Source organism: Acidisphaera sp. L21 (assembly GCF_009765685.1).
Taxonomy (GTDB): Bacteria; Pseudomonadota; Alphaproteobacteria; order Acetobacterales; family Acetobacteraceae; genus LMUY01.
In genome coordinates, this window is sequence record NZ_LMUY01000103.1 from 73,118 (window position 1) to 92,362 (window position 19,245).

The 19,245-nt window shown below is 64.9% G+C and carries 25 protein-coding genes; 9 read left to right on the top strand and 16 right to left on the bottom strand.

Annotated elements, in window-relative coordinates:
- Nucleotides 1-31: 31 nt before the first annotated feature.
- The 5 genes from GSQ76_RS20690 to GSQ76_RS20710 are packed head-to-tail and all read left to right on the top strand — an operon-like array spanning nt 32 to nt 3,868.
- A complete protein-coding gene (locus tag GSQ76_RS20690; RefSeq protein ID WP_158745998.1) occupies nt 32-454 on the top strand; it encodes a hypothetical protein in 423 nt (140 codons plus the stop codon).
- A 14-nt stretch (nt 455-468) separates the two neighbouring features.
- Nucleotides 469-1,803 (top strand): DNA/RNA helicase domain-containing protein, encoded by a 1,335-nt coding sequence (locus GSQ76_RS20695; RefSeq protein ID WP_158745999.1) that lies wholly within the window; start codon nt 469-471, stop codon nt 1,801-1,803.
- Nucleotides 1,800-2,663 (top strand): endonuclease/exonuclease/phosphatase family protein, encoded by an 864-nt coding sequence (locus GSQ76_RS20700; protein WP_254070536.1) that lies wholly within the window; start codon nt 1,800-1,802, stop codon nt 2,661-2,663. The genes GSQ76_RS20695 and GSQ76_RS20700 overlap by 4 nt, the downstream gene beginning before the upstream one ends.
- A 42-nt stretch (nt 2,664-2,705) precedes the next feature.
- Nucleotides 2,706-3,122, top strand: coding sequence for an organic hydroperoxide resistance protein (locus tag GSQ76_RS20705; RefSeq protein ID WP_158746001.1), 417 nt, complete (start codon nt 2,706-2,708; stop codon nt 3,120-3,122).
- Nucleotides 3,119-3,868, top strand: a complete 750-nt coding sequence (locus GSQ76_RS20710) for an SDR family NAD(P)-dependent oxidoreductase (RefSeq protein WP_158746002.1) — start codon at nt 3,119-3,121, stop codon at nt 3,866-3,868. Before GSQ76_RS20705 ends, GSQ76_RS20710 begins: the two co-directional genes overlap by 4 nt.
- Before the next feature lie 3 nt (nt 3,869-3,871).
- Here the strand turns inward: GSQ76_RS20710 and radC are convergent, their stop codons facing one another.
- The 11 genes from radC to GSQ76_RS20765 all read right to left on the bottom strand — a co-directional run bounded on the left by radC (nt 3,872) and on the right by GSQ76_RS20765 (nt 11,548).
- Nucleotides 3,872-4,585, bottom strand: a complete 714-nt coding sequence (gene radC, locus GSQ76_RS20715) for a DNA repair protein RadC (RefSeq protein WP_158746003.1) — start codon at nt 4,583-4,585, stop codon at nt 3,872-3,874.
- Between the two features lie 68 nt (nt 4,586-4,653).
- Entirely contained in the window at nt 4,654-4,884 is a 231-nt protein-coding gene (locus tag GSQ76_RS32375) for a DUF3072 domain-containing protein (RefSeq protein WP_158746004.1), read from the bottom strand.
- 33 nt (nt 4,885-4,917) lie between these two features.
- Nucleotides 4,918-5,343, bottom strand: coding sequence for a cytidine deaminase (locus GSQ76_RS20725; protein WP_158746005.1), 426 nt, complete (start codon nt 5,341-5,343; stop codon nt 4,918-4,920).
- Nucleotides 5,340-6,377, bottom strand: coding sequence for a recombinase RecA (gene recA / locus GSQ76_RS20730; RefSeq protein ID WP_158746006.1), 1,038 nt, complete (start codon nt 6,375-6,377; stop codon nt 5,340-5,342). The genes GSQ76_RS20725 and recA overlap by 4 nt, the downstream gene beginning before the upstream one ends.
- A 241-nt stretch (nt 6,378-6,618) precedes the next feature.
- Nucleotides 6,619-8,295 (bottom strand): PAS domain-containing hybrid sensor histidine kinase/response regulator, encoded by a 1,677-nt coding sequence (locus GSQ76_RS20735; protein ID WP_158746007.1) that lies wholly within the window; start codon nt 8,293-8,295, stop codon nt 6,619-6,621.
- Nucleotides 8,296-8,303: 8 nt separating this feature from the next.
- Nucleotides 8,304-9,350 carry a flagellar biosynthesis protein FlhB gene (gene flhB, locus GSQ76_RS20740; RefSeq protein WP_158746008.1) on the bottom strand — a complete coding sequence of 349 codons (1,047 nt, stop codon included), beginning with the start codon at nt 9,348-9,350 and terminating at the stop codon, nt 8,304-8,306.
- A gap of 3 nt (nt 9,351-9,353) precedes the next feature.
- The gene (locus GSQ76_RS20745) at nt 9,354-10,130 is read right to left on the bottom strand and encodes a flagellar biosynthetic protein FliR (RefSeq protein WP_158746009.1); all 777 of its coding nucleotides are present in this window, start codon (nt 10,128-10,130) and stop codon (nt 9,354-9,356) included.
- A complete protein-coding gene (locus GSQ76_RS20750; RefSeq protein ID WP_158746010.1) occupies nt 10,130-10,402 on the bottom strand; it encodes a flagellar biosynthetic protein FliQ in 273 nt (90 codons plus the stop codon). Before GSQ76_RS20750 ends, GSQ76_RS20745 begins: the two co-directional genes overlap by 1 nt.
- A gap of 38 nt (nt 10,403-10,440) precedes the next feature.
- On the bottom strand, nt 10,441-10,755 hold the full coding sequence (fliE, locus tag GSQ76_RS20755) for a flagellar hook-basal body complex protein FliE (RefSeq protein WP_158746011.1): 315 nt from the start codon (nt 10,753-10,755) through the stop codon (nt 10,441-10,443).
- Entirely contained in the window at nt 10,752-11,159 is a 408-nt protein-coding gene (gene flgC, locus GSQ76_RS20760) for a flagellar basal body rod protein FlgC (protein ID WP_158746012.1), read from the bottom strand. Before flgC ends, fliE begins: the two co-directional genes overlap by 4 nt.
- 8 nt (nt 11,160-11,167) lie before the next feature.
- The gene (locus GSQ76_RS20765) at nt 11,168-11,548 is read right to left on the bottom strand and encodes a flagellar biosynthesis protein FlgB (protein WP_158746013.1); all 381 of its coding nucleotides are present in this window, start codon (nt 11,546-11,548) and stop codon (nt 11,168-11,170) included.
- A gap of 85 nt (nt 11,549-11,633) precedes the next feature.
- Here GSQ76_RS20765 and GSQ76_RS20770 point away from each other — a divergent pair, with 85 nt between their 5' ends.
- The 4 genes from GSQ76_RS20770 (at nt 11,634) to GSQ76_RS20785 (ending at nt 13,374) form a co-directional block, all read left to right on the top strand.
- Entirely contained in the window at nt 11,634-11,927 is a 294-nt protein-coding gene (locus GSQ76_RS20770; protein ID WP_158746014.1) for a hypothetical protein, read from the top strand.
- 77 nt (nt 11,928-12,004) lie between these two features.
- Nucleotides 12,005-12,274, top strand: coding sequence for a flagellar biosynthetic protein FliO (locus GSQ76_RS20775; RefSeq protein WP_158746015.1), 270 nt, complete (start codon nt 12,005-12,007; stop codon nt 12,272-12,274).
- Nucleotides 12,275-12,315: 41 nt separating this feature from the next.
- Nucleotides 12,316-13,047: a flagellar type III secretion system pore protein FliP gene (gene fliP, locus GSQ76_RS20780; protein WP_158746172.1), complete on the top strand. Its 732-nt coding sequence runs from the start codon at nt 12,316-12,318 to the stop codon at nt 13,045-13,047.
- 54 nt (nt 13,048-13,101) lie between these two features.
- Entirely contained in the window at nt 13,102-13,374 is a 273-nt protein-coding gene (locus GSQ76_RS20785; protein ID WP_158746016.1) for a hypothetical protein, read from the top strand.
- A gap of 304 nt (nt 13,375-13,678) precedes the next feature.
- On the opposite strand, the gene speE is transcribed toward GSQ76_RS20785, so the two are convergent.
- The 5 genes from speE to GSQ76_RS20810 form a co-directional block, all read right to left on the bottom strand.
- Nucleotides 13,679-14,530 carry a polyamine aminopropyltransferase gene (gene speE, locus GSQ76_RS20790; RefSeq protein WP_158746017.1) on the bottom strand — a complete coding sequence of 284 codons (852 nt, stop codon included), beginning with the start codon at nt 14,528-14,530 and terminating at the stop codon, nt 13,679-13,681.
- Between the two features lie 150 nt (nt 14,531-14,680).
- Nucleotides 14,681-15,145, bottom strand: a complete 465-nt coding sequence (gene speD, locus GSQ76_RS20795; protein WP_158746018.1) for an adenosylmethionine decarboxylase — start codon at nt 15,143-15,145, stop codon at nt 14,681-14,683.
- A gap of 132 nt (nt 15,146-15,277) precedes the next feature.
- Entirely contained in the window at nt 15,278-18,271 is a 2,994-nt protein-coding gene (locus GSQ76_RS20800; RefSeq protein ID WP_158746019.1) for a hypothetical protein, read from the bottom strand.
- A complete protein-coding gene (locus tag GSQ76_RS20805; protein WP_158746020.1) occupies nt 18,271-18,855 on the bottom strand; it encodes a protein phosphatase CheZ in 585 nt (194 codons plus the stop codon). The genes GSQ76_RS20800 and GSQ76_RS20805 overlap by 1 nt, the downstream gene beginning before the upstream one ends.
- Nucleotides 18,848-19,228: a chemotaxis response regulator CheY gene (locus GSQ76_RS20810; RefSeq protein ID WP_408836989.1), complete on the bottom strand. Its 381-nt coding sequence runs from the start codon at nt 19,226-19,228 to the stop codon at nt 18,848-18,850. The genes GSQ76_RS20805 and GSQ76_RS20810 overlap by 8 nt, the downstream gene beginning before the upstream one ends.
- Nucleotides 19,229-19,245 lie beyond the last annotated feature (17 nt).

Consider the following 19,245-nt stretch of genomic DNA (forward strand, 5'->3'; position numbering starts at 1 on the left):
CCCTTCCGCCCGCTTCCTCTATATTCCCCATATGTTCCCCTCCGGCCCCACATCGTCGCCCTGGACGCTCCTGACCGACTGGCGGCTCCCCCGCCTGCGCCGCCGTATCGACGCCGTGTTGCTGATGCCGCGGGCGATCGTCGCCTGCACGGTGCGCCAGGGCCGCCGGCACAGCGCGCAGGACCGCATCGCCGCCGAGGACGCCGCGTTGGACCTGCACGATTTCCACGCCGGCAGCCGCGCCCATCCAGTCATTCCCTTGCTCGTTACCATGGACGCCACCCGCAACAGCGCCAACCGCCCCCTGATGCTGCCCGGCGTCACCCCGGTCATGGAGGCGAGCGCCGCCACCCTCTCCCCCGTCCTGCAGGACATCGCCGACGCCACGCCATTCGGCCCGCCACTGCACCGGCCGAGTGGCAGAACGCGCCTTACCGTCCCGTTCCCTCGCTGATCGAGGCGGCGCGCATGCTCTACGCCCGGCATGGCGTCGCCGACATCGCCAACACGCATGCCTCGGCGCAAAACCTCACAGCCACCCGAACCGCCATTGCCGACGCGTTCCAACAGGCAGCGTCCATCCGCCGACCAACGATAATCTTCGTCACCGGGATCCCCGGCGCCGGCAAAACCCTGTGCGGTCTGGACACCGCCTTCGCCGGCCAGGCGGCCTTCCTCACCGGCAATCCCAGCCTCGTCCACGTCCTGCGCGAGGCACTGGCCCGCGATTCGGACCTACAATTGCGCGCCGCCCGCCAGCGCATGGAGGGCGTCATTCAAGCCCTGCCCAGTTTTCGCGACCACTACGCCAAGGACGGGATACCACCAGAACGCGTCGTGGTGATCGACGAAGCCCAGCGCTGCTGGTCCAAAGCCCATGCGGCCGCGAAAACCGCCACCAGCGCCAATCCGCTGCGCGACAGCGAGCCCGCCCTCCTGCTGGACATCATGGCGCGGCGCGACGACGGCCCGGTGCTGCTCTGCCTCATCGGCACCGGCCAGGAAATCCACGATGGCGAAGGCGGCCTCGCCGAATGGGGCATCGCCCTACGAACCCGTCCCGCCTGGTATGTGCTCGCCGCCCCCTCCGCGACCGAGGCGCCGCTCCTCCGACACCGGCTCCCCGTTCTGTCGAACGCAGCGACCGACCCTGCCTTCCACCTCGACGTGCCCGTGCGATCGTTGCGGAATGCCGCCGCGCCTGCCTGGGTCGATGCTGTCCTCGCCGGCGACACCGAAGCGGCACGTGCCATTGCCCGTGACGGCATTCCCTTCAGCGTCACCCGCGACCTCGCCACCGCCCGCGCCCGCCTCCGCCGTGCCTGCCGCGGTACACGGCGCGCCGGGTTGCTCTGTTCGTCCGGCGCTCGCCGCCTACGGGCCGAAGGCCTCGGTGCCACCCTCCCGCATGACGACCCTGCCGCCGTCGCCCGGTGGTTCCTCGACCGCTTCCCCGACATCCGTGCCTCCGACGCGCTGGAAGTCGCAGCCACGGAGTTCTTTGCCCAAGGTCTCGAACTCGACGCCGCCGGCCTGTGCTGGGATGGCGATCTGGTTCGCGAGGCCGCCAACTGGGCCTGTCGCGCCTTCCGCGGCACGACATGGACGCGCCCGCGAAATCCCGACAAACTCGCCAACAAGCTGAATGCTTACCGCGTGCTGCTGACCCGGGCGCGCTACGAAACCGTCATCTGGGTGCCTCCGGGGGACAACGCCGACCCAACCCGCGACCCGGACACGCTGAACGACATCGCCGGCTATCTGCTGTCATGCGGCGCTCATCGCCTAGGATCTCCCCGGTGACCAAACACCTAGCGCTTCTGCTCGCTACTCTCCTGCCGCTCGCCCCCATCGCCCGCGCCGCCGATTTGAAGGTTGCGACCTGGAACCTGGAATGGCTCACCCCTCGTCCACTGGGCGACCTGGCGCTGCCGGAGGACGTCCGTCCCAAATCCGCCGCCGACCGCGCCCTGCTGCGCGGGTACGCCCAGAAGCTCGACGCCGACGTCATCGCCGTCGAGGAAGTGGATGGGCCGGCCATCGCCGCAACCATTTTCCCACCCGACCGCTACGCGCTTTATTTCACCCAGGACGACGTAGTGCAGCGCGTCGGCATCGCTGTCCGCCGCGGCATCCCGGTGCATCAAAACCCCGACCTCGCCGCCCTGGACGTAACGCCGAACGCCACCCACCGCCTCCGCAGCGGGGCGGACCTCACGGTGGATCTGCCATCCGGCCCGATCCGCCTGCTGGCGCTGCACCTGAAAACCGGTTGTAATCGCGACCAGTTGGATCGCAGCCGTCGTCCCCAGTGCGCCACGCTGCGCAGCCAAACCGCCGTGCTGCAGGGCTGGATCGCCCAGCGCCGGCGGGAGGGCATCCCCTTCGTCATCCTCGGCGACTTCAATCGCTGGATGGACCCGGCCGACCAGTTCCTGGCCGCTCTGCAGGAAACCGCCCCACTCGCCCGCGCAACCGAGGGCCATGACAGCCCGTGCTGGGGTGGTGAACGCTTCATCGACCACATCCTGGCGGGGGGCGCCGCCCGCGCTTGGATGGACCCGGCCTCGCTTCGCGTTCTCGTCTACCGCGAAGCCCCCGACCAAAAGGAACACCTCTCCGACCACTGCCCGGTTTCCGTGCGCTTCCATCTTCCCGGCTGATCGGGCTAAAACCCTGTCCGATCCACGAACGGGAGCAATCGCATGCCAGAATATACCGCCCATGCCACTACGGTCGCCGGCCGAAACGGCCATGTGGAGAGCAGCGACGGCGTTCTGAAGCTTGACCTGACACTCCCCAAGGAGATCGGCGGCCCTGGCAAGCCGAATGCAACCAATCCTGAGCAGCTTTTCGCCGCTGGCTACTCCGCCTGCTTCGGCGGTGCCGTCAGTGCCGTGGCCGCAGCCGAAAAGGTGAAGACCGGCGCCGTCAGCGTCACCGCAGACGTCACCCTGCATGTCGATCCAGGCCCGAACTTCTACATTTCCGTGAAGTTGGGTGTGAAGATCGACGACGTGGACCACGAGACGGCCGAACGCCTGGTGCACAAGGCGCACGAGGTTTGCCCCTACAGCAAGGCCACGCGCAACAACGTTAAAGTGGAATTGACCGTCCTATGAGCACCGTTCTCGTCACCGGCGCCACCGCCGGCTTCGGCGCTGCCATCACCAAGCGTCTGGTGGGCGACGGCCACCGCGTCATTGCCACCGGCCGCCGCAAGGACCGCCTGGACGCGCTGGTCGCCGAACTCGGCAGCGCAGTCCTGGCTTTCCCGCTGGATGTCACCGATGCGGCTGCCGTCGCTGCCATGCCCGGCAGCCTGCCCGAGGGGTGGCGCGAGGTCGATATCCTCGTCAACAACGCCGGTCTTGCGCTGGGTCTGGACCCGGCGTGGAAGGCGAGTCTGGCCGATTGGGACACCATGGTCGCCACCAACATCACCGGGCTGATCGGCGTGACCCGCGCCCTGCTGCCAGCGATGGTCGAACGCAACCGCGGCTTCATCATCAATCTCAGCAGCACCGCCGGCAGCTATCCCTACCCGGGCGGCCACGTCTATGGATCCAGCAAGGCATTCGTCACCCACTTCACCCTCAACCTGAAGTCGGACCTCGTCGGGACCAACATCCGCGTCAGCAGCGTGGAGCCTGGGCTCGTTGGCGGCACCGAGTTCAGCAGCGTTCGCTTCGGTGGCGATTCCGATAAAGCAGCTGGCGTTTACAAGGGCACCGTTCCGCTGAATGCCGAGGACATCGCTGAGACCGTGGGCTGGCTGGTCAGCTTGCCAGAACACGTCAACATCAACCGCGTGGAAATGATGCCAACCTGCCAGGCGCCTGGGCCCCTGGCCGTCAAGCGGACCTAACGCTTACAGCAAGCCCTGCTGCCGGAAGCTGAGCCACTTGCCGTTACCGACGATGATGTGGTCATGGACGACCACATCGATCGTCTCCAAGGCGCGCTTGATCTCCGCCGTCATATCCAGGTCCGGTCGTGACGGAGTGGGATCGCCACTTGGGTGGTTGTGCACAAGGATCAGCGCCGTCGCGTGCAGTTCCAGCGCGCGCTTCGCCACCTCCCGCGGATAAACCGGCGTATGATTCACCGTGCCACGTGCCTGCGCCTCATCCGCAAGCAGCCGATTTTTGCCGTCCAAAAACAAGATGCGAAACTGTTCGATTCGTTCACGCGCGAGTTGGGCGTTCAAATATCCCATTAGCGCGTCCCAGTTGGACAGGACGGGGCGGCCCTGAACCTCCGCCCGAATCAGCCGCACGGCCGCGGCGTGTACCGTCTTCAGTGCCGCACTGCCAGCTTCGCCCATCCCTTCTACGGAACGCAGATCCTGCAATGGTGCGGCAATTGCGTTCGCAAACGAGCCGAAGCGGTTCAGCAGCGCGCGCGCGATCGGCTTGGTATCGCGCCTTGGCAGCGCCAGAAACAGTACTAGTTCCAGCAACTCATGGTCCGCTACACTGTCGGGTCCCGCAGTCAGCAGGCGCTGTCGCAGACGCTGCCGGTGCCCCTCCGCGCTTAGCGGTGACGCGGGCTTTGGGTCGGGCCCGAGGTCCAAGCTGTCCATTCGACATCAGCCTGCCACGCCAACAGGCCGGACGGCAATCCAGCCGCCCGGTCAGCTTATGATAGGGCTTAGTGGTCCTTGCCCCGCCCCGTCTTACCCTGCAGCGCGTCGATCCGTTTAGACGCATCGGCCTTGCTCAGCGAGGCATCGAATTCCTCGCCCGCTTCCTCGCAGAGCGTTTTCAGGTAGGAAGCCTGGGCCCCGGTCATGGTCTCATCTCCCGTGGTCCAGTTATCGGGATCCTTGACCGTATTGGACGGGACCGAGTCATCATTGGTAGTCTTTGGGTTTGTGCTCATACGAGATCAACGCGGATGTGCACGCTCTGTTCCCTATCGTTGGTAGGGCAACGGTAACAGAATGCGGACCGGGATTCGCTGCAGCCCACCGGGTCCCTGCACGATCACGTCAGCTGCCGGGTCGAAATCCGTCAGCATTTCCCGACAGGCGCCACAGGGCGGCACAACCGCTATGTCTCGCACGCTTTCCTCGGCCTTGGGATGGCGAACCGCTACAGCGCACTCGACCGTGCCATCTCCCTCCAGGATCGCCCGGCCCAACGCCACTGCCTCGGCACACACCGAAAGGCGACCGACCGTGGCGCCCAAATGCACCCCGGTCCAGATCCGCCCATCACGCGAACGCAAAGCCGCACCGACAGTGTGCCAGTGCGGCTTATAGTGTTTTACCAGGATCGCCCGAGCCGCCTCGACCAATTCGAGGTCGGCCTCATCCAATTCTACGACCGCCGGGCTCACTCTGCGGCTTCGGCCTCTTCGCCTTCTTCCGGGGCGACCAACATCGCCTTCTCCACCACGACGGCCTGGTCCCGCACCCGCTTCTCAATGCTGATGGCCACGTCCGGGTGGTCCTTCAGGAAGGTCTTGGCGTTCTCACGCCCCTGTCCGATCCGCTGGCTATCGTAGGAAAACCAGGCCCCTGACTTCTCCACCACCCCGGCCTTGACGCCGAGGTCGACCAATTCGCCACGCTTGCTGATGCCTTCGCCATACATGATGTCGAACTCCACCTGGCGGAACGGGGGCGCCAGCTTGTTCTTCACCACTTTCACCCGGGTTTGGTTGCCCACCACCTCGTCCCGATCCTTGATTTGCCCGATACGCCGAATCTCCAGCCGAATCGAAGCGTAGAACTTCAGGGCGTTGCCGCCGGTGGTCGTCTCCGGGTTGCCGAACATCACGCCGATCTTCAACCGGATCTGGTTCAGGAAGATCAGCATCGTCTTGGATTTCGAGACGCTGCCCGTCAACTTACGTAGTGCCTGGCTCATCAAACGGGCGTGTAGGCCGACATGGGTATCCCCCATCTCACCCTCCAGCTCCGCCCGCGGCACTAGCGCGGCGACGCTGTCGATCACCACGATGTCGATAGCGCCGGACCGCACCAGCGTGTCGCAAATCTCCAGCGCCTGCTCACCACCATCCGGCTGCGACAGCAGCAGATTGTCTACATCGACACCCAACTTGCGGGCGTAAATCGGGTCCAGCGCATGTTCCGCATCGATAAACGCGCACGTGCCGCCACGCTTCTGCGCCTCTGCAATCGCATGCAGCGCCAGCGTCGTCTTGCCAGAGCTTTCCGGACCATAGATCTCCACGATCCGGCCGCGTGGAAACCCACCAATCCCAATGGCCATGTCCAGCCCCAACGAGCCGGACGAGATCACATCGATCTGCTCATCCGACCGAGCGCCCATGCGCATGATGGACCCTTTGCCGAAGGCCCGTTCGATCTGGCTGAGCGCGGCGTCGAGCGCCTTGGTCCTGTCCATGGGAAATTCCTTGTGTCTGGCGAGTCGGGCGGCGAAGTTCGGCTCTGTCATAGGCCGAAAAGGCCCCGTAACCGAGCCTCCGACCCACCCCAGCCGCCGTGCTCATTTTAACGCGTTTGCTGTGCTGGATGCGTTAATAAACCGTGCCTCTTCCGTTCACAAGAACAAAACGTGATCAACTTCACCCGCTCGTAGATATTCGGGTTCGAGTGGTTGAGCTCGAGTTTTTGAGTTCAAGAAATCAGCCGGGTAGATCGCCCGGCAGTGCCCGCTCCCGCACCGCCGCGAGCATGACCTTCAGCGTGTAGGGTTTGGGCAAAAACGCAATATCTTCCGCCGCCAGATCGCCCCGGACCGCTTCTTCCGCGTATCCGGACGCCAGAATCGCTGGCAAACCCGGAAACTGCTCCCGCACGGCGCGCACCAACGATGGCCCGTCCATACCCGGCATCACCACGTCCGAGAGGATCACAACAGGCCTGGCGCCTTCCTCCTGCTCGGCCAGCAACGCCAGTGCGGCCTCGCCCGACTCGGCGCTCAACACCGTCCAACCTTCTTTGGTCAGCGCACGGGCCGCCAATCGACGCACGCCATCCTCGTCATCCACCAGCAGCACGGTGCGCCCGCCCGGCGCCGAATGCACCACCGGCTCAACAATCGCCGGGACCTCCGCCACCATCGACACAGGGGCCGCCGCAGCGTCGCCAACCGGCAGCCGGGGTATCGCCATCGCATCGCCGTCGTGGCGCGGCAAATAGATCCGGATCCGCGTGCCCTTGCCAAGCAAGCTATCGACGGCGAGGAACCCGTCCGATTGGCGAATAATCCCATGCACGGTCGACAGCCCAAGCCCGCTGCCCCCACGCTCCCGCCTCGTGGTGAAGAACGGATCGAAGATCCGCGGCAACACCTCCGGTGGAATACCCACCCCGGTATCCTGCACCTCGACCATCACGTAGCGACCCGGCGGGATCGTCTCCTCGCCGCGAATCAGTGCGCGATACAGCGTGATGTGCCCGGTGCGCAGGGTCAGCTGCCCGCCCTCCGTCATCGCATCGCGCGCATTCACCGCCAGATTCACCAGCACCTGGTCCAGCTGCGTCGGGTCGACGCGAACCGTGCGCCCCGGATGCTCCAGCTCCAGCTCCAGCCGGATCGTGCTGCCCAGCAGCCGGCGCAGCAGCCCCGTCAGGTTCTCCACCGCATCGTTGATCGACACGGCCCGCGGCTGCAGCGTTTGTTGCCGCCCGAATGCCAGCAATTGGCGCACCAATGCTGCCCCGCGCCCAGCGCTGGTGCGGATCTGCTCCAGATCCTCCACCGTATCCTGCTCCGGCAGGCCGCGGGCCAACGCCTCATCCGCCGCACCGATAATCGCCGTCAGCAAATTGTTGAAGTCGTGTGCGATGCCACCGGCCAACTGGCCCACCGCCTGCAGTTTCTGGCTCTGCGCCAACTGCGCTTCCAGCCGCTTTTGCGCCGAGATATCCGTCAGTTGCAGCACGGCCCCACTGACGGTCTCATCCGCCTCGCGCAGCGCCACGGTGGACACCTCCACCGTCTGTTCCGAGGCGCCGCTCTTGCCCCGCAACATCGAGATAAAGGACCGCGGCGGCCGCCGCCCCTGCAACGAGGGCGCGAGCTCATCCCAAACCTCATCCCGCCGCTGCTCGCAGAACATGTCCTGCACGGGCTGGCCCGGCGACAAATCGCATTCCCGGTCTACCATGCGCCGCAGCGACTCATTCACCCGGATCAGCTTGCCAGCCCGGTCCACGATGGCGATGCCGACCGAGGATTCCTGCACCAGCACCTGCAGTATGTCGTCCAACGGACCGGACAGCCGGTCGATCAGGCGCTTCGCCCGGGGTCGATTGCGGCCCCACGGCCAGGCCCATAGGCGCGGAGGAAACGACACCGCGGCACTCATCGGGCGACACGGCCGCGCAGGCGCCACACGTAGGCGATCACCTCGGCCACCATCTTGAAATGCTCGGCCGGGATCTCGGCATCCAGCTCAACCTTATACAGGGCACGGGCCAGGGGCGGGTTTGGTACGAGCGGCACACGGTGCTCGGACGCCAACTCACGAATACGGGCTGCCACCTCATCGACCCCCTTCGCGACGACGCGGGGTGCGCCGCCCTTCTCGCGGTCATATAACAATGCGATAGCGTAGTGGGTTGGGTTCGTCACCACCACTGTTGCAGTCGGCACTGCGGCCATCATCCGCTTGCGTGCCCGCGACATCCGGATCTGCCGCAACCGCGCCTTCACATGCGGGTTGCCATCCGACTCCTTGGCCTCCTGCCGGATGTCTTCCTTGCTCATCCGCAGCTCTTTGTGGTGCTTGTAGCGCACCCACCACATGTCGGCCCCGGCGATCACCACCTGCGCGCCCAGCAGCGTCATCGTCAATTGCAGCACCTGGCGCATGATCCGGTCCGCAAGTTGCGCCGGCAGCCAAGACGTCGCCCCCGCCATCGCCATCACGTTGCCCGACAGCACGTGATACGCCGCGAAGCCGAGCACCCCCAGCTTCAGGATCGACTTGCCCGCCTCCACCAGCCCAGTCATGCCGAACAGCCGCTTGAACCCCTTCATCGGGCTCAAACGCATCAGATCCGGCATCAGGGCGTTCATGTTGAACACCAGCCCAGTCTGCAACAACGTCGCTGCCACCGACGCCGCCAACACCCCCAAAATCACCGGTGACGCCAACGTCGCGATAGCCATCACCGCCGCCACCAGCGCATCCTTCGGGTCCTGCGTGATGGAAAGGTCCAGCATCGGGGTCAACCGGTTGGCGACGCTCTGCCCCATCGATGGGCCGAACATCATCAGCACCATCGTGGCCGCACCCAGCCCCGCCAGCGCCGGCACCTCGCGTGAGACGGCAACGCTCCCCTCGCTTCGGGCACGTTCGAGCCGTTTGGGGGTAGCGGCCTCTGTCCGGTCTTCGGTGTCTGCCACCCGCTACAATCCCGGTAGCACGTTGAAGCTTTCGCGCGCCGTCTCGACCCAGATCTCGGCCAGGCTGGTCGCCAGAATGGCCAATAACGCCAGACCACCGATAATCTGACCCGGCATAGCCGCGAAATATATTTGCAGTTGCGGAATCAACCGCGACAGCAGGCCTAGCCCCACCTGCCACACCACGCTGGCAATCACGAATGGCGCCGCCAGCCGCATCGACAGCCCGAACGTGGTCGATACCGCGCCTACGGCCGCATCCACCCCGTCCGTTACCGACAGCAGATGGCCCATCGGCACCAAACTATAGCTGCCGGACAACGCCGCCACCGGCAGCGCCCACAGTCCCGTGCCCAGCACCAACACTGGCGCCGCCAGCGAGAACATCCGCGAAATCGTGCTGGTTTGGCCCAACATCGGGTCGGGCGCCACGATGCTGGTCAGCCCCAGCATTACCGAAATAATCTGCCCCGCCATTGGCAAGGCCAGCGCAATGCACCGCGCCAACCAGCCCAACACGCCACCGCAAAGCAATTCCGCTCCGATCATCGCCAGCATCGGCCACGGTCCCGGCGGCTGCATCACCCCCACGCCGGGCAACACCAGCACCACCAACCCGATCGACAACCCGGCGCGTAGCGACGCCGGCGGCTCCGCCTCACCCAACCCGGGCAGCAACATGACCGCCGAGCCGCAACGGCACAGCACCAGCACGAACGAGAACGCCCACGCGGGGAGCGCAGCCAGCAGCGCCGACGTGTCGAGCGCCGACAGGTCCATTATTGACCGCCGATGGCGATCATTTGGTCGAACAGGCCGTGCGTGTAGTCCGACAGCGTCGCCAACATGAACGGACCCGTCAGCGCCAACACGCCGACGATGACCACAACCTTCGGAACGAAGGCCAACGTCGCTTCATTCACCTGGGTAATGGCCTGGACCAGCGACATGAACACGCCGACTGCAAGCGCCGAGAGCAGCGCCGGGCCGCCCATTTTCAACACCACTATCATCGTCGCGTGCAATGCTGCACCAACGTCGCCTTCGCCCATGCCATGCTCCTTTTTGGATTGGCTGCGTCAGATAAGCGTTAGATCGGCATCTTCATGATGTCCTGATACGCCTGCACCACCCTGTCGCGTATTGCGGATGTGGTTTGTAAAGCCAGTTCGGCCCTGTTCACCGCAGTCACCACATCGGTGAGGTTCGCCGTGCCGGTGCCAGCGATCGCCTCGGCCGATTTCGTGTCTGCCGTATGGCCGGTATCAACCACGCCCTGCAGCGCCTGGGTCAGCGCATTGCCGAAGCCCTCCATGCTTGGCGCCTGCCCGGCATCGACGCGGCCATACGCCCCCGCAGCGCTCGCGGCCGAAACCGAAAGGCCTGGGATGGCAGGAACGCTCATTTCAGCAGATCGATCGCACGCGTCAGCATCGTGCGCGTCACTTCCATCACGTTCAGGTTCGCGCTGAACGAGCGCTGAGCCTCCCGCATGTCCATCACTTCGACAAAGCTGTTAACGTTCGGCGTCTGCACGTAGCCCTGGGCGTCCGCCGCCGGGTGGGACGGGTCGTAGCGCTTCGGGAATGCGGCCTTGTCGGTGCCGACGTTCTTCACGCGAACGGTATCCTCGCCCAACGTGGCGTCCATCTTATCTTCGAACGTCACCGTCTTTCGGCGATACGGGCTGGCGCCCGGCGCATCCCCCGTCGTGTCCTGGTTGGCGAGGTTTTCCGCGATCACGCGCAGCCGCGTGGTCTGTGCGTCCATGCCGCGGGCGGAAATGCTCAGTGCCTTGGTCAGATCCATGCTGGCTCCTACTTGCCGATCGCGATGCGGAACAGGCCGAGATACTTGTGATAGAGATTTGTCACCAAAGCCTGAGTACTGGCGTCGTCGGCGACCTTGGTCATCTCGGTCTCGATCGACACCGCGTTGCCGTCCGGCGCCCGCTCGCTAGGGCGGATCATTGGGTCGGTCCGGCCGACCGAACTGGTGCCGGTCATGTGCGCCGCGTTCGTGACCGCCATGTCCGGCATCGATTGCGCCAGCAGCTTGGCGAATGGCTGCAGATCCTTGGCCACATATCCGGGCGAGTTGGCGTTGGCGATATTCTGCGCCAACAACCCCTGTCGCTTATCGACCCAGGCGAGCTTGCGTTCTGCAAGGTCGAACAGACCCATACCGTCGTTCTTCATGGCCGCACTCTCGCGCGCAACAGTTTCGAGCGGGTTAATTCCAGGCAGCAACGCTTCGGTAATTCCTCCCTGCCTATAAGGCCGTATGACAACCACGCCCGGGCTGTTCAATTTCGACAACGCCGACTACGAGGCGAACGCGCTGAAGACCGCCATCGGTATGGCCGAGGGTCTGGCGCGGACGATCTGCATCGCCCGTCTCCTGGTGGAAAACGGCCGCACGGTCGACATGGCGGGCCTGGATCGCGGCGTTGGTCTGCTGTGCGCCAAGGCGCTCGACCTACCGCCCGATTCCGGCCGCAGCCTGCGCCCAACGCTGATGATGGTGCTGGAGGAGGCGAACGGTCTGACGGAGGCGATACAGAACCAAGCCGCCTAAACCAAACCCACCCCAGGCGGCGAAAATGCCGCGTGGGTCACCCTGCTGCTTCCAAGGCAAAATGCCGAAAGGATGCGATGAATACGACGTCGATTTTCACCGCCGTGGCAGCTCTTGCCGCCGTGCTGCTGTTAATTCTCGTGGCCGGTCGCCTCGCGCGGATGACCAAATTTGTCCGCCCGCGCGGCATCGGCGCACCGCGGATGAGCATCCAGGATGCATTGGTGCTGGATCCCCGCCGCCGCCTGCTGATGATCGACTGCGACGGTCGCAGCCTCCTGCTGCTCACCGGGCCGCAGGATCAGGTGGTCGGCTGGCTCCCGCCCCAGGCGGAGCCGATGGCATGAAGGCCGCGCCTCTGAAACACTGCGCCACCTGGCGCAATGCCATGATGTGGCTCGTCTTTGGCGTGCTGCTGTTCATTGCCTCCCCGGCCATCGCCCAGTCCGTCAGCATCGATCTGGGTGCCGCCGGGCAAAACGGTGCCACGGGACGGCTGATCCAGCTCACCGCGCTCATCACGGTCCTGTCCATCGCGCCGAGTCTGCTGGTGATGGTCACGGCGTTCACACGAATCGTGATCGTCTTATCGCTGCTGCGTTCCGCCATTGGCGCCCAGGGCGTGCCGCCCAACACGGTGCTTATTGGCCTGGCCCTGTTCCTGACCTTTTTTGTCATGCAGCCAGTGCTGGACCAATCCTACACCAACGGTCTGCTGCCCATGAGCGACGGTCGCGTCGGCGAGTTGGAGGGCTTGCGCCTGGCCGCCGAGCCATTTCGCCACTTCATGGCCGTCAACGTACGCGGCAACGACCTGCAGCTTTTCCTGGACATCGCCCACCTGCCCCCAGCCGCCAACGCAGACGGCGCCCCATGGCGCGCCCTGGTCCCCGCCTTCATGATCGGCGAGCTACGCCGGGCGTTCGAGATGGGGTTCCTGCTATACCTGCCATTCCTCGTCATCGACATGGTCGTCGGCAGTGTGCTGATGAGCCTGGGCATGATGATGCTACCGCCTGCCAGCATCAGCCTGCCGTTCAAGCTGATCTTCTTCGTGCTGGTCGATGGGTGGCGTCTGGTATCCGGCAGCCTTGTGCAGGGATTTGCCGGCGGGGGCTGATGCAAACCCGCAGACCACTGGGCGTTAGGTCGGTTGCAGCAAAGGAGAACGGCCGTGAAACAGCCCCATACCGAGCAGTCGATCGACCACACCGACGGCCAGCAGAACACCGGCAACCACCCAGCACCCGGCGCCACGAAGACGCCGGGTGGCACACGCATCGGCGCCAAGAATGTCGAAACCGATCGCGATACCCGCGAGGAGTCTGTCGAGATCGGCACCGACGTGGACAAAGTCACGGGTCTGGATGAGGTCAACACCAGCACGAAGCAGGTGGACAATCCCCGCGAGCGTCATCCGGAGCGGGACGAACACGGGCGGCTGTAATACAGCCAGTCGATCGGCCGCCGCCCTGCAACCCGTGTCCTAACGGGGGCTTTCCCCCAGGCCACACAGCCATTGCTGGCGCGGACCGCGAGTAGAACCGGAGAAGCGAGCGACGGCCGAACACACGACAACCGGCCGTCGCTCTGCAACCCGTGTTCCAACGGAGGCTTTCCTCCTGGCCACGCAGCCATTTCTGGCGCGGACCGCGAGTAGAACCGGAGAAGCGAGCGACGGCCGAACCAACTAACGAAGCATCGTCGGGAGCGGGGAAATAGTCTACCGCCCCCTGTAATACAACCCTTATCTAGCGCAGCACTCGCGAAATATATGGCGGCAGCGCAAACGCGCCACGATGGACTGCTGGCGTCCAGTATTCGGTATCGCCGAACATTCCCGCAGACTTCGCGCGCGACTCCAAAACGGCCGCCGGAACATCCTCGATCGGCATGTCGCTGGCGATGCCCAGGGCCATGAAGCCACCGACATAGGTCGGCACCGCTGCAACATAGGCGCCGACATGGGCGAACACACGGGCCCGCAATGCGCTGGTATCGCGCAGCTCATCACTCTGCATGAACGGCACGCCACACTGGTTTACCAGCAGCCCGCCAGGCCGCAGGATTCGCGCGCAATTACGATAAAACGCCTCGGTAAACAGCGACGCGCCTGGTCCCGCCGGATCGGTGCTGTCGACGATGATGACGTCGACCGAGGCCGAGAGCGCCGCAGCAACATAGGCAATGCCGTCGCCAACGATCACCTCTGCCCGCACGTCATCCCACGCGCCCCCACCAATACCCGGCAGATGTTCGCGTGCTAGCCGGATTACCGCGCCGTCGATCTCGACCATGACCGCGTGCGTCACGCCGCGATGCTGCAACACCCGCCGCAAAACCCCGCCATCGCCAGCGCCGATGATCAGGACCCTATCCGCAGCCCCATGCTGCAACAGGGGCACGTGGGTTATCATTTCCTGGTAGGCGAATTCATCCGCCTCGGTAATCTGCACCACGCCATCCAGCAGCAGAACGCGCCCGTGCGATGTCGTTTCTACCACGACGATGTCCTGAAACGCCGAGGTTTCGCGCGCGATTTCCCGCACGACATCGAAGCTCTGCGCCCATCCGGGATATAGATTTTCTGCAAGCCAGGTCATGATACAGGCAGTCCTTCATCATCATGGCCGGGTCACCCCGGCCACACACCAACCAACAGCGGAAGGAATGCAGGCGGCCGAAGCCGCCTGGAAGACTGCCCGGGCACGTTGGCCCGGGCAAAACGGTGACGGGGCGCTAGGCCCCGGCCGCTAGAACCTGCCGCGACGCTGCTCGTCCAGGTCTACCCGACCCGGCGAGAAGGCGTCCTGCAGCACTGGGATCGCATCATGTGGGTTGCAATCACCACACATGAAAATATCGATCGCAGCAAACTGGCGCTCGGGCCAGGTGTGGATTGAGATGTGGCTCTCCGCCAACACGACCACGCCCGACACTCCGCCATTTGGCGAAAAGTGATGGAAATGGCTGTGCAGGATCGTTGCCCCCGCACGCACGGCAGCGGCCCGCAGGGCCGTGTCGATATGCACGGGATCGGCTAGATTTTCCGCGTCCCACAAATCCGCCAGAAGGTGAGTCCCGGCAAATTTCATGCCGTCCTTCTCAACGAAGTAATCCTTCCGATCCTCTCCCTCGAAAACAGGAAGAGTCGCGATTGTCGTCTGGTTCTCGCTCGGAAGCTCCGAGACCATCCCCAGTTGAGCAAGTGCGTTCATCACGTACCCCCAAACCAGTAGACAGCCTGTTGGACGCGGCGCGTCCCCTTGGGCCAAGGTGGCGTGAGATAGTCCCCCGGCATCGCGGGCGCAAGTCCTAATGCTTGCTCCCGCGACATAGCTGGGGCGAATTTAATGTGATCCAATCGCGGCGAGCCCTGCGGGAACCGCACGCGCCAAGGCCACTTCGCCTGCCGCCCGGCGTAGATCACTGGGCCCGGTAACCGGTGCCGCCGTCAGGAGCCGGAACATGTCGGCCCGCGCGCCGACAATCCGGGTCGCCTCCCGCATCCCCAGCAACCGCAGCCCGGCATCGTCGCCAGCCTGCGCCTGGGCAGAGGCCAGGCGCAGCACGATATCCTGCTGCGCCGGGCTCAGCGCGCCCTCTGCAGGCACGGCACGTGCCATCAAGGAAGACAACGCAGCGGCAGCGCCACTCCAGTCCTTGGCATCGCTGAGGATCGTCGCACGCAGATCATCGGCCGCATTGCTATCGATGCCCGACAGGATTGCGACGGCGCCCCCGACATCATGCGCCCGCGCATGCAGTCGCGCGTCCAGCAATCCACGCTCCTCGGTTAAATCCGCCGGCAAATCCGGTGCGTCGGTCGCCACAAGCGCCGCAGCCGCACCCTTGTCATCCCCCTCACCCAGCCGCATCGAGGCCAGGCGCACGCCAAGTTTGGCCTTGGCGTTTCCAGGTGGCGCGGCGGCGATCATCCGCTCAATGATCGGGCCCGCGCGTTTCGGCAGATCCAAAGCGCTCAGCTTATCGGCCAGCAAAGACGACACGACTGGCTCGTCCGCCTTCGCTATCGCCTCGGCGTTTTCCTCCGCCAATCCCACGAGTTCCATCGGCGGCAGGTTCGCCGCGTCTGGGCCGCGCAGTAGCTCCGTCATCATCGTCGTCATGCGCGCGTTGATGGTGGGCGTCGCCTCTGGAAACAATTGCGATGTCTCTCGGAGAGCGTCGAACGCGGCGTGCCACTGCCCCGCCTTCGCCCGCAACGACGCCACGCGCAGCCGTAATTTGCGTTCACGATCATCGCCACGCCAGGCGAGGAATTGCCGTTCCAACGCAGTCGCTGCATCGCCCGGGCCAATCGCGCCGCTCGACAATCGCAGCAATGTGGCACGGGTTGCAGCGCGCGCGCTGGTCAGCCGGTCACGCCCTACTGCCAAGGCGTCATACACCGCCAATGCATCGGCAGTTTTGCCCTTGGCTTCCAGCCGGATCGCCCTGGTCAACGCCAGGAGCGGCTCATCCGGCAATTTGGCCAGCAGGGCATCTGCCGCGTCCGCCGCACCGCCTTCCGCCATCGTCTCCGCCGCCAACGGCAGCAGCCGATTGCGCAAGGCCGGCGGGTAGGACATCACCAGCCCCATGGTTGCGGCAAATACCGGCGCCGCCTCCGGCGAGTCGGGCCGCAACATCGTTGCCCGCACCGCGCGCCACAACGCTATCTCGTCACTGCCATTCAGCCGCGGTTCCATCAGTCCGCTAGATTCCTCCGGACGTCCGCTCAACAACCCTGCAATCCCCGCCAGCCCGGCAACATCCGGGTCATCCAACCCGCGCGGATCTTCGGTTACCGCCAACCCCAGCAGCGACTGCGCCTCCGCCCCCAGCCCCAGCGTCAACATCGTCTGCGCCGCCCGTTTGCGGGGCTCCAACCGCGACTGCGGCGGCGCACGTCCCTGGTCCGCCACCTGCGTCTGCAGCCGGCGCAGCAGAATCGACGGCGGCTCATCCGGGAAGTCAAAACGGCGCGTCAGCACCGCGGCATCGGCCAGCGCCCGCGCGCTATCCGGCGCAGGTGCCAGCGTGTCCCCGGTCTCGATCACGAAGCCATCCTTTGTGGCGCGCAACTGCGTCCGGTCCGAAACCGGTTCCACCACGACGCCCTGCCAACTCGGCCGCACCGAGAACTCTGGCACGCGATATGGCACCGGCACGCCGGGGCCGCCATTATGCAGCGTGCCGACCAGCAGGTTCTGCCCGGTATCCGGGTCCGCCACGACGACGATCGACCCAGGCCCAGCCGCCGGGAACGTCAACTGCGTGTCCTTCGACACCGGGATCAGCGGCGCTGCCGTGGAAGGCTTGTCGGCCAGCGTCACCGACCAGCCAGCCTTCTGGTGCTCCATTCGCAGATCACGCCCCGCCGGCATCTTCACCCGCACCAGCGTCGCCTGCGGCAGCAATTGCACCACGGCGCCCGCCAGCATCGGATCGTCGCTCAATGCCGCCAGATCCAACGGCCGGCGCTCGTCGAACACCATCCATCCTTCGGCGCCATGGCGGAACGCCGCGGCGGACACGGTCTGCCCAAATGGCAGCAGCACCGAGCTTCCGGCCTCGCCTGGCGGCAACGGCATGCGCTTGGCCGCCAGCGCCATAGTTTCGGCATCACCTGGCGGCGTAGCGGGCGCGCCCGGCGCCGGCGCCGGGGCACCATCGGCTGGTAATGTTGCAGCCGCGGGCGTCGAGGCAGGCGCGGCAGCCGGTGGCGCATCGCGCACCACGGGCACAACCGGCGCAGGCTGCGCAATCGCACCCGGCGTTATCACCTTCGGCATGTCCGCCGACGGCTTGGCCAATACTTGCGCGGCTGGCAGCGGGCTCTTTCCAGTCGGCGCGATGACGGCTGGCGCGGCCGCCGGAGCGAGTGGCGCCGATTTCGCCGCAGCTTCACTATGCTCCCCCGGCTTCGCTGCCGCAGGCTGCACCGGCTTGGCAGCGGCCTCACGCGACCGCCCTCGCGCGACTGCCTTGGGCGCCTCTTTGTCCAGCCCAGCATCCAGCGCATCGACGACGACGCGATTGCCCAGCTTCATCGTATGCACGCGCGCACCCGGCGCCAGGGTCACCGTCGCCATGCCAGCGCCGCCGGCCATGCTCACGATGTTGCGGGCCGTGCCACCGATTGCCGGAACCGCGCCCGCGCCCTCGAAGCGTAGCACAACAGTGTCGCCGTTGCGTTCCATCTTGAACGGTGTCGGTTCGGTGAATTCGAACACCAGGCGGCCATACGCTTCGTGCGTGGCCATCCGGACGTCGGCGGTTTCGGCCGCCAGCACCGGCCCCGCCGCCATCAATATGGCGACAGGCAAAACGAACTTCATTATTCGAAACTAGCGAGAAGCGCGTCCACTGCACCCTGATCCATAGCGTCCCCCACACGTTGCGGTCCATTCAACAGCACAACGGGGCGAATCACGGACGATGTTTCCATCGGCCCACGGCCAAACACGCGCAGCATGTCGGCGATTTTCGCCTCGATGGTCTTCAGCGTGTGCACCACTTTGGCGACACGCTGTCCGGTAATGTCCTGGAACGAACAGGCTTCGTAGATCCGGGCCGTCATGGCCGTGACATCAGTACGCAGCTCCGTCTTGGCGACGATCGCATCCAGGTGTTCACATTCATCCAGGATCAAGCCGGTCGCTTCGGCCGTGTGCATCACGACCGCGTCTAGCTCGTCCGTCGCCGCCGGCACATCGCGGCCGACGATTTCGTCCACACCAACGGCCGCGACTTCTTGCCGGGCCGCGTCGATGAAGTCTGCCAGAATGCGCAGTTCGGAGAGCAGCGCAGCATATTGCCCCGCCGACACCGTTTCAGCCTCGGGCTCAACGACCGCAATGCGGCCGTGCAACTCAGACAAGCGCTGCGCCAGCCCGTCCGGGGCGACGCCGCTATTAACCATGCAGCACCTTTTCGATCTTCGACTGCAGCGTCTCCGCATTGAACGGCTTGACGATGTAGTTACTCACACCGGCCTGCTTGGCGGCGATCACGTTCTCGGTCTTACTCTCAGCCGTGATCATGATGAAAGGCGTGCTCTTGAGCCGCGTATCCGCGCGCACTTCCTGCAGCAACTGCAGCCCCGTCATCGGCGCCATGTTCCAGTCGCTGATCACCAGGCCGAAATTACCCGCGCGAAGCTTATCCAGCGCCTCACTGCCGTCGCTCGCTTCCTCGACGTTGTGGAAGTCGATCTGCTTCAGCAGGTTGCGGACAATCCGAAGCATGGTCTTGTAATCATCCACGATCAGCACGCCGGCAGAGGTATCCATCATGCTACGCAATTCCCTCG